The organism is Pleomorphomonas sp. NRK KF1 (assembly GCF_023721755.1).
Classification (GTDB): domain Bacteria; phylum Pseudomonadota; class Alphaproteobacteria; order Rhizobiales; family Pleomorphomonadaceae; genus Pleomorphomonas.
Window position 1 is genome coordinate 1,063,497 of record NZ_JAMDLH010000001.1, and the last position, 14,854, is coordinate 1,078,350.

The following is a 14,854-nucleotide window of genomic DNA, read 5'->3' on the forward strand; positions in this document are numbered from 1 at the left end:
CAAGACGGCTCGCGGAGCAAACTTGCCACTTGAACCGGCGGCATCGGCCTTTCGATCAAGTGCCAGTTTTCCAGGCTTCGCGAGAAACAGAAGTCGCAAGTGGCTCTCATGATTCCGATATTTGCTCGGCGATCGTCTCGGGCAAAGAAAAAGGTCGGGTCGAGCCACCGGCCCAGATATCGCGGATCCACGCCGACATGACCGACAGCCCCCTTCCGAAGCCAGCCCTCGCGGCAGCGCTGCACGCCATCGAAATCACCCGGACGGGCGTCACCGCCCTTGAGGAGGCAGCGCTTCACGGTCCGCTCGGCGAGGCCATCGACAAGGCCATCGGCATTGTCGCCGAAGGCAAGGGACGGCTGATCGTCACCGGCATCGGCAAGAGCGGGCACATTGCCCGCAAACTCGCCGCGACCTTCTCCTCCACGGGCACGCCCGCCTATTACGTCCATCCCACCGAGGCCGGCCACGGCGATCTCGGCATGGTCGACGGCACCGACGTCATCATGGCGTTGTCATGGTCGGGGGAGACCACCGAACTCGCGGTGGTCCTGGCCTTCGCCAAGCGCTTCAACGTGCCGGTGATCGCGCTCACCGCCGGTGCGGAATCGACTCTGGCCGCCGCCGCCGACGTGGCCTTGATCCTGCCGCGCGTCAGGGAGGCCTGCCCGCACAATCTCGCGCCGACCACATCGACGGTGCTGCAGCTTGCCATCGGCGACGCCATCGCCATGGGCGTCATGGTGCGAAAGGGTTTCTCGGAAAGCGACTTCCACATCGTCCACCCCGGCGGCAAGCTCGGCTCGCAGCTCCGGCGCGTTTCCGAGATCATGCACACGGAACGGCTTCCGCTGATCGATGCCGGCAGCCGGATGACGGAGGCCATCCTGGCCATCAGCTCGGGCGGTTTCGGCGTGGTCGGCGTCGTCGACAATGCCGGTCAGCTGGTCGGCGTCGTCACCGACGGCGATCTCCGGCGCTTCGTGCACTCCGATCTGGGACCGCAGTTGAGCGCCAGCAAGCTGGAAACGCCCGTCGCCGACGTCATGACGCGCAACCCGGTCACCGTCGCGCCACAGATCTTCGCCGCCGAAGCGCTCGACCTTCTGCAAAACCGCAAGATTTCCGTGTTGTTCGTCGTCGAGAACCGGAAGCCGACCGGCATCCTGCACACTCTCGACCTGCTGCGCATCGGCGTGGCCTGACGCCCGCGCCGCCGCATAGCCGGCCGTCACTCCCTGATGGGCTCAGGATGGCTGACGATGCGGCGGATCTCCGGGAAAGCGGCGCGCGCCGCGCGCTCCACCGCGTCGGCGCGGCGATGCACTTCGGCAGCGGAGAGCGAGGCCGGGAAGCGGCAGTGGAAGGCGACGAACAGCCCCTCGTCGATCTCTCTGACACGGACGTTGTGGACGTCCGAAACGCCGTGCTCCTCGGCCGCCGCCCTTAGGGTGGCTGCGTAGGCGGCAACCCGGTCCTCAGGCAAGCGCGCGCCGGGGATCAGGTCGGGATAGAGAGGTTCGAGGTGCGTCTCCACCTCGATCTCGGCGCCGATTTCGGCCCGGATGGCCGCTTCGAGACGGCTCGCCACCTCATGCGCCTCTCCGAGCGGCATGGCCCCTTCCACCTCGCAATCGAGCGACACGGAGAGACGATCGCCGAGATGCTGAATGGTGATGTGGTGAACGGGAATGCGCTCGCGCGACGCGGCGAGGAATACGCGCTCCCTGACGCTTTCGTCGTCGATCGGCACCGGCCGCAGGCTGACCGTCGCCTCGGCGTCGACGATCTCCTCCAAAATGGTCTCGACCATCGCCCGCTTGACGGCAGCCGTCTCGTCGAAACTGAAGGTTCGGGGGACGCCAGCCGAGATGTCGACGAAATGCCGGGGGCCAACGGTGCGAACGCGAAGCTGATCGATGGCGACCACACCGGGCAAGCCCAGGAGCAACCGCCGGAGCGTACGCGCAATGACCGGCGGCACCCGGTCGGTCAACTCGTCGATGGTCCGGCGGATCATCCGGAGGCCGAGCCAGCCGATGAACACGGCGATGGCCGCCGCCGTCACCGAGTCCGCCCAGTCGGCGCCATGGAGGGTCGCGATGAAGCCGACGATGACGATGACCGACGAGGCGACGTCGGACAGGAAGTGCATGGCGTCGGCGGCCAGCGCGCGGCTGCCGGTTTCCTTCGCCGCCTTGTTCAGGGCGTGGGCACGCCAGAGGTTGATGACGATCTCGGCGCCCAGCACGGCAAAGGCAATCGCGCTGACCGACGGCGGCGGCGCCTCGCCGGCAAAACGGTTCCAGGCCTCCACCGCGACGCCGCCGGCCAGCACAAGCAGCAGCGTCCCCTCCCCCAACGCGGCGAGGTCTTCGAACTTGCCATGGCCGTAAGGGTGGTCATCGTCGGCCGGCCGGTCGGCAAAGCGCACCGCCAGGAAGGTGACTAGCGTGGCGATGGCATCGGTACCCGAATGCAGTGCGTCGGTCACCAGCGCCAGCGAGCCGATCATCAGGCCGATGGAGAGCTTGGCGACGGTGAGGCTGAGGCTGGCGATCAGCGATACCAGCGCCACCCGTTCCTTCCTGGTCATCGCATTCCCGCCTTCCGTAAATCGACGGAGAGGGGCATGCCCTTCCGGCCACCAAAAGGCAAGCTCGCTGACCGATGCGTCGCGCTCATTCCACGAAAACGGTCACCCGGTCGGCCCTGCCTTCGCCATCGATGACCGAAAGCGTCACGAAACCGGCGCCCTTCGGAAAGTAGCTGAACTGCCGCGCCCACGGCTCTTGCGCCACCGGCGCCCCATCGGCGAGCCAGGTGAACGGGCCCTTGCCATTTCTGACCTTGAGAGCCAGCGGCTGTGGCGAGCCGGAGCGAAAGCCGAGATCAACGCGCGCACCTGACGGCGGATAAGCGATCTCCGGCCCGGCATCCTTAAGCGCCACCGCCGCCCGTGCGCCGCGCAGCCGCTGCAGCGGCGGGGGCAGTTCGGCGTTGGAGACCTTGAGCAGACCCGGCGGCTCCGGCGGCAGGCGCGTCGTCCCCCCGGCCCGGACGAAGGTGTCGGCCAGGATCGGCACAGCCACGTCGACACCCATCAGCCCGGGCATCGGCGCGCCATCCGGGCGTCCGACCCACACGCCGACGACGTAACGGCCGTCGTAGCCCATCGCCCAGGCGTCTCGGTAGCCGTAGGACGTTCCGGTCTTGATGGCGACGCGCACGTCGCCCCTGGCCGCGCCGAGCTGGCCGGCGAGGATGTCGGTGACATAGGCGGCAGCGCGTTCGTCCATCAACGGCTTGGGCGGCTCGGCCGGTCCCACGGCATCGACGCGCTCGCGCAACGCAATGGGGCGACCACCACGGGCCAGGGCCATGTAGAGCGTCGTCAGATCATCGAGCGTCAGGCCGACGCCACCCAGTCCGACCGCGAGGTTGGCGGACGCCATATCCGGCAGTTTTGCCTCGACGCCCGCCCGGCGGAACCGCGTGACCAGCCGCGCCGGCCCCACCAGCTCCAGCGTCTGGATGGCCGGCACATTGAGACTGTCGGCGAGCGCCTGTCGCACGGTCACCGCGCCGCGGAAGGTCTTGTCGAAGTTGTTGGGCGTATAGCCCGCAAAGGCGGTCGGCCGATCCTCGACCAGCGTCTCGGGGTGGGCGATGCCGGCCTCGAAGGCCAGGCCATAGATGAAGGGCTTCAACGTCGAACCGGGCGAGCGGATCGCCCGGGTCATGTCGATCGAACCTGCCCGCTTCTGGTCGAACAACCCGGCCGACCCGACAGACGCCAGCACCTCGCCGCTCGCTTCCTCGGCCACCATGATGGCGACCGAGACGTTCGGACCGATGGCGCTTGCCCGCTCGGCGGCGAGCCCCTCTAGCGAAGCCTGCAGCTTGCCGTCGATGGTCAACCTGATTTCGCCGCGGTTGGGATCGGCCGCCACCGCGCGGTCGGCGGCATGGGCGGCAAGCAGTGGGAAGTCGCGCCGCCGGGTCGGCACCGGCTCGGCGATGGCGGCGTCGGCATCGGCGCGCGCCAGCACGCCGCGCTCGGCAGCCCGCCTCAGAATCCGGTCCCGCGCCGCCTTGGCAGCGTCGGGATAGCGGTCCGGCCGCCTTGCCTCGGGCGCCTGCGGCAGGGCGACCAAAAAAGCCGCCTCGGCCGGCGTGAGGCGAGCCGGCTCCTTGCCGAACCAGGCGAGCGAAGCCGAGCGCACGCCTTCCAGATTGCCCCCGAAGGGCGCGAGGCTGAGGTAGGCGGCGAGAATGTCGTCCTTGCCGGCAAACCGTTCGAGCGCCAGCGCCTTGACGATCTGCCCGAACTTGCCGACCGGCGAGCGGGTGTGCAGACGTTCGGAGAGGCGCACCACCTGCATGGTCAGCGTCGATCCGCCGGAAACGATGCGCCCGTGCGTCACCAACTGCCAGCCGGCACGGAGCAAGGCTTTCGGATCGACGCCGTTGTGCTCATGGAAACGTCCGTCCTCGGTGGTGAGAAGCAGCGCCACATAACCGGGATCGACGCGTTCCGGATCGACCGGCAACCGCCAGAGCCCATTCCCCACCGTATAGGCACGCAATATGGCGCCGTCTCGTGCGGTCACGACCTGCGAGGTGGGAGCGAAGAGATCGACCGGCGGCGTCGCGTCAACCAGAGACCGGAACTGGACGACAGCAGCCATGCCGGCGGCGATCACCACTGACAGAACGATCAGGCAGGCTGTGACCAGTCGACCGGGTGTCTTCATCCGATTGCATCTTCCCGTGCTGACGTCGGTCGGTCATCTTGCGAAAGCGAGCGGCGTTCAAGGCCTGAGCAACGCCCGCCCGAGGTTGAAGCCCCGCACCAGAACCCTCGCCGTTTCTAGAAAAGCGCGATAAGGCAGCACCGTAAAGTACCTGTAGCGGGGCAGCTTGTACGAGTTGATGTTGACCTGGATCTGCGTCTCCATCTCGGTCAGCTGACTGGCCGGTTGGGGAAGGACGAAACAGGCCTTGAGCCCGCTCAAATACTCGAGATCGAAGGCGATATCGTAGGACAGCCGCATCGGCATCAGTTTCTCGACCATCCAGGCCGCTGCCCGGCGGTTGACGACATAGGCTCCGGCCCCCTTCTTTCGCGTCAGCGCCACGGCAAGCGATCGCGTCGCAGAGAGAGGCTTGAACTTGACGCCGCCCTCTCGATTGACGGTCGTCAAGCGCAGGATGTCCCAATGTCGGCCCTGAACGCAGGCGAGATCGATGGCTTCGACGAAATCATCCGCAAAGCTGACGTCATCCTCCAGGATCAGCGCATAGTCGGAACCCGACTTGAGAAACTGTTTCGCGCATTCGATGTGACTGAGGTAGCAGCCGACCTCGGCCGGAATGATCCGTCGGCCATGAAGAAGCTTGAAGGAAAGCTCGCTGAACTCGGGAATGGGAAACTGAAGACGCTTTCCGTCCACCGCATTGACGATCTCGTGCTCCAGCCCGGCCGCCTCCAGCCGATCGGCCATGAGGGCACGGCGATCCACCGCGCGCTCGAGATTGATGAGATAGCAGGCCAGCCTGCTTCCGCTCCTTGGCAAGTGTGTCATCAATCCCCCGTCCAATGGTCGACGCCGGCGCTCGGCCGAGATGGCTCGGCTCCCCACATCTGCATTGGCATGGCGCAGGGCCCTGAGTAAACGCCAAAGCCGATGGTGTCACAGGCAAAAGGCCGCGTTGCGTGGCTTGGGGCGAACGGTCAGATCAACTCAGGCGCCGAGGCAGAGCACGGCACCCGGTATGCGGGGAAATCAGCAGATCGGAAAAGGTCCGCAGGCCCTCAAGCCAGAGGGTCGCGGCCCTTCCGGAAATAAATACGACTATATGGCGAGTACCAGAACACACGCGCCCGTTCGCAACAAGCGAACCGATCGAACGCCAAATATATCGCCAATGCGGAAAAACCATTTCTAGGTTCGCCTTCGCCAGAAAAACTATCCAAGCTCGATACTAAACATTCTGAATAATGCACCATTAACGGTTACTGCGTAAAAATGCGAAAGGAGAGAAACGGGCGGACGCTGAATTCTGGAGGATGGAATGAAACTATTCGACAAGATACTGTCGAAGCGGACAAGCAGACCGCCACAAGACGCCACCATCACGGCACCTGATGGCGCGGCTGAGCAAGGACTGCCCGGCTCATCCGCCTCGGTGACGGAGCCCCTCAGGATATTGCGAACGGATGCCTCGCTGTCCGGCATCGGCCCGAGCGACTTCCAGTTCGATGGCGATCCTGCCAGTCTGGTGCTAGCTTTCGTTTCCCCGAAGGTGGACTTCGCCAGCGTGACCCGCAAGATCAAGTCGCTCGCCCGCACCGCCGAGGTGGTGGCGACCACGACCGCCGGCGAACTCTGCGCCAAAGGCGGAGAGAAACTCTATTGCGAGACGGACGGCAGCTGGCAGAACGTTGTCCTGCAAGTCTTCTCACCGACGTTGATCGAGAAGGCCGAGGTCTTTTCGGTGCCGCTCTCCTCGCAGGATCTGCGGGCTGGAAAATCGTCGATGTCGCACGGGACCCGGATCTCGAAGATCGTCTCGGCGCTGAATGCCGTGAAGCCGGCCATGCACCTCGACGCCAAGACGACTTTCGCGCTGACCTTCGTCGACGGGCTTTCCATGTCGGAAAGCTATTTCATGGAGGCGGTCTACGAATCCGGGCGCTTTCCCTGCCTGTTCGTCGGTGGCTCCGCCGGTGACGCCCTGACCTTTACCGAAACGCTCCTGTTCGATGGCCGGCAAATCGTGAAGGACCACGCCATCGTTGCCTTCGTCAAGATGGCGTCAGGACAGCGCTATGGCGTCATGAAGAGCCAGAATTTCAAAAAAACCGGACCGAGTTTCGTCGTCGTGGACGCCGACACCGACCGCCGATCGGTGAGTGCCGTCATCGACGACAAGAGCGGCAAGGTGATCTCGCTGGTTCAAGCCCTGTCGGCCGCCCTGAAAGTCGAGCCGGCCAACCTTGAAGCGGCTCTCAAGGGCAAGGCGTTCGGCGTCGAGCTGGGCAAGGAGCTGTTCGTCCGTTCGGTGGCGAAAATCGATCTCGAAAAGGAAGTGTTCTACTTCTATTGCGACATCGGCCCCGGCGACGAACTGACGCTGCTCGAACAGACCGATTTCCTCGAACAAACCCGCGCCGACGTCGAGCGCTATCTGCGCGGCAAGCCGAAGCCGGTCGGTGTTCTCATGAACGACTGCATCCTGCGCCGTCTGTCCAACGCCCAGGCGCTGTCGCGGACCGGCGGCATCTGGCCGGCGCCAGTGGCAGGTTTCTCGACTTACGGCGAGTTGTTCGGCATCAACATCAACCAGACGCTGTCGGCAATCGTCTTCTTCGCGAACGTCCAGACGGAGTTCGCGGACGACTATCTCGACAACTTCGCCATCCATTACGCCAGCTTCGTCAACTACTTCACACGCAACCGACTGAAGCGCGTCGAAATCCTCAACCGCCTGAGAACCGGCGTCATCGACAAGATCTCCGACTATCTCGAAATGTCATCGAAAATCGAGGGCACCCTTTCGGAGATCTCCGATGTCGGCGAGATCATGTCCGGCATCCGGGCCGCCATGGTCGGTTCTCGTCCGGAACAGAGCGACAAGCCCTCCAACACGGAAGCGCTGGCCGCACGCTTCGGCGGCCTCAATGACGCGCTGTCCGCGTTGCGCCAGGTCGTCGCGGTCATCGACAACATCACCGGCCAGACCAACCTGCTTGCTCTCAATGCGACCATCGAGGCGGCGCGCGCCGGTGAGGCGGGCCGTGGCTTTGGCGTGGTGGCCGGCGAAGTGAAGAAGCTCGCCAACGACACCAAGTCGACCCTCGGTCACACGCAGACCGCCATCGCCAACATCGAGGAGTCGCTTCGGGAACTCGGCGTCATCATCGAAGCCACCAAGCAGGAGTTTTCCGAAGAAGGCGAGCGCTACAAGCAGATCGTCGGCAACGTGGAAGAGATCTTCGCCCAGAGCGGCCACTTCGAGCGGTCGATCGCCGGTCTCTCGTCGATCGTCGCCAGCCATCGGAGCAGCGTCGAGCAGGCCGTCAGCAGCATCGAGTTCCTGCATCGCCTCGACAAGAGCGACCGGGACGTCGCCTGATCGATCTCGACCCGAGCATGATCCAAAAACGAAGCCGCCGCGAGGGCATCCCCACGCGGCGGCTCTTTATTACTGAGGACCGAAATCAGCCGTAGATCGGGAAGGCATCCGTCAGCGCCTTGACGCGCAACTTCACCGCCGCCTCGACACCGTCGTTCTTGTCCTCGCCGTTGACCTTCAGGCCATCGAGCACCTGCAGGATCAGGTTGGCGATCTCCTTGAACTCGCCGGCGCCGAAGCCGCGCGAGGTGGCGGCCGGCGAACCGAGACGGATGCCCGAGGTGATCGTCGGCTTTTCCGGATCGAACGGCACGCCGTTCTTGTTGCAGGTGATGTCGGCGCGGCCGAGAGCCGCTTCCACGACCTTGCCGGTGAGCCCCTTCGGACGAAGGTCGACCAGCATCAGGTGGTTGTCGGTGCCGCCGGAGACGATGTCGACGCCGCCACGCTTCAGCTCGTCGGAGAGCACGCGAGCATTCTCGACCACCGCCTTGATGTAGGCCTTGTAGGTCGGCTGGGCCGCCTCGAGCAGCGCCACCGCCTTGCCGGCGATCACGTGCATCAGCGGGCCGCCCTGCAGGCCGGGGAACACCGCCGAGTTGATCTTCTTGGCGATGTCCTCGTCGTTGGTCAGCACCATGCCGCCGCGCGGGCCGCGCAGCGTCTTGTGGGTGGTGGTGGTCACGACGTGGGCATGCGGGAACGGCGAGGGATGCTCACCCGCCGCCACGAGGCCCGCGAAGTGCGCCATGTCGACCATCAGGTAGGCGCCCACCTCGTCAGCGATGGCGCGGAAGGCGGCGAAGTCCCAGACGCGGCTATAGGCCGAGCCGCCGGCGATGATGATCTTCGGCTTGTGCTCCTTGGCCAGCGCGGCGAGCTGATCCATGTCGATGCGGTGATCCTGGGCGCGGACACCGTAGGTGATCGCGTTGAACCACTTGCCCGACATGTTGGGTCGGGCGCCGTGCGTCAGGTGTCCGCCGGAGGCAAGGTCGAGGCCGAGTACCGTGTCGCCCGGCTTGGCAAGGGCAAGGAACACCGCCTGATTGGCCTGGCTGCCGGAGTTCGGCTGCACATTGGCGAACGTGCTGCCGAACAGCGCGTTGGCGCGCTCGATGGCCAGGTTCTCGGCGATGTCGACGTACTGGCAACCGCCATAATAGCGTTTACCTGGGTAACCCTCGGCATACTTGTTGGTCAGAACGGAACCCTGCGCCTCGAGAACCGCCTTGGAGACGATGTTCTCCGAAGCGATCAGTTCGATTTCATGCTGCTGACGACCGAGCTCCTTCGCCACGGCGGAGGCGATCGCAGGATCGGCCTCGGCGAGGGAGCGATGGAAAAAGTTGGCAAGCTCTGCGCTGGTCGTGTTGGACATTTGGGTTTCCGTTCCGTCAAGGGACGTTTCTTGGGCCGGACTGACCGGGACGAAATGCCCCGGCGCCACGCGCGCCCGTGACGGGCGTCGCTTATCATGGGCGGGGGGGTGCCATCAACCGGAAGGCTGGCCACCAGGCGGCCGGCAGCCCCGCCTAAATCGAATATGCGATCGTCTCACGTCGGCACGGCGTCGATTGCGGCAATCTTCGCGAAATCCTTCGGTCGTCCGGCCAGTGAATAGAATCGCCGGAGATCGGCCAGCGAGGCCGCCCGGACCCGCCGTCCATCCGAAACGATCTCGACGCTCTCCGCGACTTCATAGAGCGTCCAGCCATCCGGCGAGCCAATGTTCATTTCCGCCATCACGTCGATGACCAGGGGAGCGCCTTCGAGACGGAGACGCACGCGGGAACGGAGCCTGTCGTTGCCACCCTTCCCGTCCGGCTCGACGCCGGCCACCGCCGCCAGCGCTTCGGCGGCATCGACGGAGACGATGACATCCAGATCCGAAGCCTGAAACCGGCCGATGCCGAGAAGCTCAAGAACGGTCGATCCGAAGACGATCGGCTCGATCCGCGCTTCCTCTGCAAGATGCCCGAGGAAGGCAAGCGACTGAGAAAGCTCGGAGCGCATCTAGACGGTGAAGCCTCCCCCGCGGGGGCTGGTGGCCAGTGGCGGCGCGTTTGTCTCGGCGAGCCGCTTCACGAGCTTGCGCAGCGCCAGGCGTTCCAGATCGTGACGGGCAGCGCCGGCCGGCCCGATCACCTGCACCTCCACGCCGGTAACGGAGCAAATGGCGGAGACGCGCACGGCGTTGCCGAGGGCGACAAACTCGAAATAGACTTCCCGCTCTTCCACGCTTCCAGCCATGCGGCACCATAAAACAGAGCCCGCCCGGAAAACCCGGACGGGCTCAAAATAACACGAGGCACTTGGAAAATCAGCCGGCCTGCGCCTGGCTCTGCGCCTCAGGCGACATCGGAACGCCGAGACCATCGCGCTGGTAGATGTCGTCCCGGAACTCGACGGTGTTGTTCGGCGTCGCCCAGGCGGTGATGTACTGGAAGTAGAGCGGGACGGGATCGGCCACCGGCGCATCGATGCGCTCGCCCGAGGTCAAGGCCTCAGTGATGCGATCCTTCGGCCATTCGGGTGTGTTCTTCAGGATCCAGTATACATACTCGCGAACGTTCTGGACACGTATGCAGCCCGACGAATGGAAGCGATCGTTACCGCCGAACAAACCCTTGCTCGGTGTGTCGTGCATGTAGACGCCTTCCGGCGACGGGAAATCGATCTTCACCGTGCCCATGGAGTTGAGGTCGCCAGGCTCCTGGCGGAACATATAGCTGACCGCTTGGTCGGTTTTCCAGTCGATCGACTGCCAGGACACCTCGGTTCCCGAGCGCGGATCGAACACGTGGATCTTCTGCCGGTCGAGATAGGACGGGTCCTTCTGCATCTGCGGGATCAGATCCTTGAGGATGATGCTCTTGGGAACCGTCCAGTAGGGGAAGAAGCGGATGACGGTGATCTTGGTGTTGAGCAGCGGCGTCTGCCGGTCGATCTTGCCGACCACGCCCCTATGGCGCGAATGGACGATATCGCCATCGATGGTCTCGATCTCGGCGCCGGGGACGTTGACCATGACATAACGGTCGCTGCTGCCTCCGAGCGGCGTGGGCAGCGTCTGAAGGCGAACGAGATTGAGCTGAAGTTGCTGGATACGCGTTTCGACCGGAACATTGAGCTGGCGCAGCGTCGCGTCGTCGACGACGCCGTTGGCGATGATGCCGTGACGCTCCTGGAAGCGGCGAACGGCTCCGTCGACGAAAGTGTCGTAGGCCGTGGAGATACCGGCGCTCTGATCGAGATCGCCGGTGATCATCAGCCGCTGGCGCAACACGCCGACGACCGGGTTCTCCATGCCCAGCCGAAGCTTGCCGGCTGCCGGAACCTGGGGCCATCCGCCCTGCGCGGCGATCGATGAATACTGGGAAATCGCCTGTTCGGTGTAGAAGCCGGACTGTCCCGAAATCGACGGGCGCGTCGGCTGTGCTGTCATGTCGGTGGGAGCGGAAACGTCGAAGCCTTCGGTCCATTCCGTCTGGGCCAGCAGCGTCTGAGCCTTCGAGGCGGAAGCCGCCAGCGCCGTCATTCCGGCGATGCCAGCCTTGAGCACCCCGCGGCGGCTTGCCGCCATCGACAAAAATGATCCCTTCACGACCGCACTCCAGATTGAACCGTTCGGACACCGGAAAATCGAACAAGACCCCGAAACCAATGCCAGTGGACGATGGCCTTGGTTAACGGAGCCTTTCCGGAAGATTCCCGCACAAATGAGCCGCCGACGAAGGACTCGCAAGCCAGCTCCAATGGCTCGCCGTTTATCGGCAATTCATGGCAAAATCGAGGACTGTGAACATCCCTCCTTGCATGCAGGCCAGATCCGATGGGACGGCATGGCAACGCACGGACGAGAAAAGACCCTGAGCGCAGGGAGGGCGCTCAGGGCCAAGTTGCGCGTCTCGGGAGGAGTTGAGACGTTCGATGCATCCGGTCTGAGGAAAGGGGAGGAAGCGTTCCAACCGACATGCTCGATACACTTAACATCTGACAGCAAATTATTAAAAAATGGTTAACGCAGCAGAAAAAGCGCTGTATCGGCGTTCACCCTATTCCTTTTGAGGTGCCAATACTCACTTTTGGAAAATGTCACTGTCAGTTTTGACAGAGGAACAAGCAACATTATACCGAATGTCGACTTGGCTCTTCGTAGCAGTGGCGAATAGCGATGGCGTCTCGCTAAAGAAGAAAAGCGGCCGCCGTGGGTAACGGCAGCCGCTTTGTGGCAGAGACGTTCGCGAAAGGGTTCGCTTCGAGCGTTCCGAAGAACGCCTCGCGCCCTTACAGGCGATAGAGGATCTGGTCGGTCCAGAAGCGCTCCAGCCGCTGCAGCGACTTGTTGAGCACCTTGAAGTCGTCGCGGTTGATGCCGCCGACCGTCTCGATCGAGATGATGTGGCGATTGTAGAGCTTGCCGACGATATCGGCGATCGCCTGCCCCTTGTCGGTCAGCTTGACGCGAACCGAACGACGGTCCATGCGGGAACGCTGATGGTGAATGTATCCCATCTCGACCAGCTTCTTGAGATTGTAGGACACATTCGAACCGAGATAGTAGCCGCGGGTCCGGAGCTCGCCGGCCGTCAGTTCGCTATCGCCGATGTTGAACAGGAGGAGCGCCTGGACGGCGTTGACGTCGGTGCGGCCCGAACGGTCGAACTCATCCTTGATGACGTCCAGCAGGCGTCGATGCAGGCGCTCGACGAGACGGAGCGCCTCGAGATAAAGCGGCTGGAGGCCCTGCTCTTCTTCGGGCTCGTTGGCGTAAAGGTCGTAGGCGCGCTTGGCGTTGGCCATGGTGGAAAGCCTCTCTGTCGTACTTTTTGGATGCGGCTCTTTGTCCGCCTTGATCACGACAGTAGCCGAGAGCTTTGAAAATCGGCTTAAGGGGCAAGCTGAATATAAGTTTAACGCGATTCAAAACCCACCCGAGTCTTCGCTTTGGTAAAGCAGTACTTTACGACCCCAAAAGGCAAGCGAACCCAGGAATTTCAGCTCGATTCCGCAAAATTCGACCTAGTTTTCATCAATCCGACTCCGCCAGGAAAAGGCAGTTGAGACGAATTGCCAAATTTTACGTAATAACTCTTTGTTGACCCTCACAAACGATCGCGCGTCCGTTCGTAATAAGCCGAGAGCACCGCGTAGAGCATCACGGTGCCGATGTGGAAGATCATCAGCGGATAGTTGCGGCCGAACTGAGGATTGTAGGCACCGTAAAGAGCGGTCTCGGTCAGCGCGCTGATCATCCACACCACCGTGCCCCACGATGCGAGCAGCCAGAGGCCGACCGCCGCCACGAGATCGGCAACGGCAAAGAACAGCGTCGCCACGATGACCGGCGAGGATAGCGTCAGGAAATTGCCGCTCGGAACGCCGAAACCGAGAATCGTCGCCCAGCGCAAAAGGCCGGCGACCAGGAACACCGTCGAAAGGAAGCGGACGTAGATCACCAGCGTCAGGCGAGCGTCGAACCTGCTCCACAGGCTGGTTTCGAGCCCCTCGGACTGCCGCGTGTCGCCGTTGCCGCTCATCCGATGATCCTTTCAGTCTGCCCGGCTGCCTCAATTTTGCGCCGGAGTATCGATCAAATCGCGACCCGCGTATAGAGCCACAGGCTGAGCCGTGCTAAAGCGGCACCGCTTTCCGCAGGCAGGACCTCCCATAATGACCGCGAACAATTCTTTCTCCAAAGGCGCTGTCGCGCCCGACATGCGCTCCATTCTGAGCGGACGCCGCATGCGCCGCCTGCGCCAGACCGACTGGTCGCGCCGCCTCGTGCGCGAGAACGGCATCACGGTCGACGACCTGATCTGGCCGATCTTCGTCATCGACGGCGTCGGGGTACGGACGCCGATCGCCTCCATGCCCGGCGTCGAGCGACTGTCGGTCGACGAGGCGGTGCGCGACGCCGCCGAGGCGGCCGCCCTCGGCATCCCGGCCATCGCTCTCTTTCCCTATACCGATCCCATGAAGCGCGACGAGAACGGCAGCGAGGCGCTGTCGCCGGACAACCTCGTCTGTCGCGCGCTCCGGGCCATCAAGACCGCCGTTCCGGACATCGGGCTGATGACCGACGTGGCCCTCGATCCCTACACCAGTCACGGCCACGACGGTCTCCTCGAAGGCGACGTCATCCTCAACGACGAGACGGTGGCCGTGCTCTGCCAGCAGGCGCTCAACCAGGCCCGCGCCGGCGCCGACATCATCGGCCCCTCGGACATGATGGACGGCCGCGTCGGCGCCATCCGAGCCGCGCTCGACGATGCCGGTTTCGAGCACGTGCAGATCATGGCCTACTCGGCCAAGTACGCGTCCGCCTTCTACGGCCCGTTCCGCGACGCCATCGGCACCAGCAAGACCTTGCGCGGCGACAAGCGCACCTACCAGATGGATCCCGGCAACTCCGACGAGGCGATTCAGGAGGCCGAACTCGACCTCGCCGAGGGCGCCGACATGATCATGGTCAAGCCGGGCATGCCCTATCTCGACATTCTCCGGCGCCTCAAGGACGAGTTCCAGGTGCCGACCTTCGCCTATCAGGTCAGCGGCGAGTACGCGATGATCATGGCCGCGACGCGCAACGGCTGGCTGGACGGCGAGCGGGCGATGATGGAAAGCCTGGTCGCCTTCAAGCGAGCGGGCGCCGACGGCATCCTGACCTATTTCGCCCGTGACGTGGCCCGCAAGCTGAAGGGCTGAC

General features: G+C 63.7%; 12 protein-coding genes. 3 read left to right on the plus strand and 9 right to left on the minus strand.

Annotated features, from left to right (window positions below; translation table 11 throughout):
* Positions 1 to 197 precede the first annotated feature (197 nt).
* Entirely contained in the window at positions 198 to 1,205 is a 1,008-nt protein-coding gene (locus M4J39_RS04890) for an SIS domain-containing protein (RefSeq protein WP_251726660.1), read from the plus strand.
* A gap of 26 nt (positions 1,206 to 1,231) precedes the next feature.
* Here M4J39_RS04890 and M4J39_RS04895 read toward each other — a convergent pair whose 3' ends face one another.
* From M4J39_RS04895 to M4J39_RS04905, 3 genes are all read right to left on the minus strand, one after another.
* On the minus strand, positions 1,232 to 2,596 hold the full coding sequence (locus M4J39_RS04895; RefSeq protein ID WP_251726661.1) for a cation-efflux pump: 1,365 nt from the start codon (positions 2,594 to 2,596) through the stop codon (positions 1,232 to 1,234).
* An 85-nt stretch (positions 2,597 to 2,681) separates the two neighbouring features.
* A complete protein-coding gene (gene pbpC, locus M4J39_RS04900; RefSeq protein ID WP_251726662.1) occupies positions 2,682 to 4,757 on the minus strand; it encodes a penicillin-binding protein 1C in 2,076 nt (691 codons plus the stop codon).
* 57 nt (positions 4,758 to 4,814) lie between these two features.
* Positions 4,815 to 5,588, minus strand: a complete 774-nt coding sequence (locus M4J39_RS04905; RefSeq protein ID WP_251726663.1) for a glycosyltransferase family 25 protein — start codon at positions 5,586 to 5,588, stop codon at positions 4,815 to 4,817.
* A 490-nt stretch (positions 5,589 to 6,078) separates the two neighbouring features.
* On the opposite strand from M4J39_RS04905, the gene M4J39_RS04910 reads away from it, so the two are divergent.
* Positions 6,079 to 8,142 carry a methyl-accepting chemotaxis protein gene (locus M4J39_RS04910; RefSeq protein ID WP_251726664.1) on the plus strand — a complete coding sequence of 688 codons (2,064 nt, stop codon included), beginning with the start codon at positions 6,079 to 6,081 and terminating at the stop codon, positions 8,140 to 8,142.
* Positions 8,143 to 8,227: 85 nt separating this feature from the next.
* Here M4J39_RS04910 and glyA read toward each other — a convergent pair whose 3' ends face one another.
* From glyA to M4J39_RS04940, 6 genes are all read right to left on the minus strand, one after another.
* Positions 8,228 to 9,523: a serine hydroxymethyltransferase gene (gene glyA, locus M4J39_RS04915; protein WP_251726665.1), complete on the minus strand. Its 1,296-nt coding sequence runs from the start codon at positions 9,521 to 9,523 to the stop codon at positions 8,228 to 8,230.
* Positions 9,524 to 9,699: 176 nt separating this feature from the next.
* Positions 9,700 to 10,158 carry a hypothetical protein gene (locus M4J39_RS04920; RefSeq protein WP_251726666.1) on the minus strand — a complete coding sequence of 153 codons (459 nt, stop codon included), beginning with the start codon at positions 10,156 to 10,158 and terminating at the stop codon, positions 9,700 to 9,702.
* Complete coding sequence (locus M4J39_RS04925) at positions 10,159 to 10,395, minus strand: serine hydroxymethyltransferase (protein WP_251726667.1); 237 nt, start codon at positions 10,393 to 10,395, stop codon at positions 10,159 to 10,161. It abuts the gene before it with no gap.
* Between the two features lie 70 nt (positions 10,396 to 10,465).
* Complete coding sequence (locus tag M4J39_RS04930) at positions 10,466 to 11,749, minus strand: L,D-transpeptidase family protein (RefSeq protein ID WP_251726668.1); 1,284 nt, start codon at positions 11,747 to 11,749, stop codon at positions 10,466 to 10,468.
* 683 nt (positions 11,750 to 12,432) lie between these two features.
* The gene (gene ldtR, locus M4J39_RS04935) at positions 12,433 to 12,948 is read right to left on the minus strand and encodes a transcriptional regulator LdtR (protein ID WP_026792781.1); all 516 of its coding nucleotides are present in this window, start codon (positions 12,946 to 12,948) and stop codon (positions 12,433 to 12,435) included.
* A gap of 302 nt (positions 12,949 to 13,250) precedes the next feature.
* On the minus strand, positions 13,251 to 13,685 hold the full coding sequence (locus M4J39_RS04940) for a DUF6163 family protein (RefSeq protein ID WP_251726669.1): 435 nt from the start codon (positions 13,683 to 13,685) through the stop codon (positions 13,251 to 13,253).
* Positions 13,686 to 13,863: 178 nt separating this feature from the next.
* Between M4J39_RS04940 and hemB the strand changes: the two genes are divergently transcribed.
* Positions 13,864 to 14,853 (plus strand): porphobilinogen synthase, encoded by a 990-nt coding sequence (gene hemB / locus M4J39_RS04945; protein ID WP_251726805.1) that lies wholly within the window; start codon positions 13,864 to 13,866, stop codon positions 14,851 to 14,853.
* The last annotated feature ends 1 nt before the right edge of the window (position 14,854 follow it).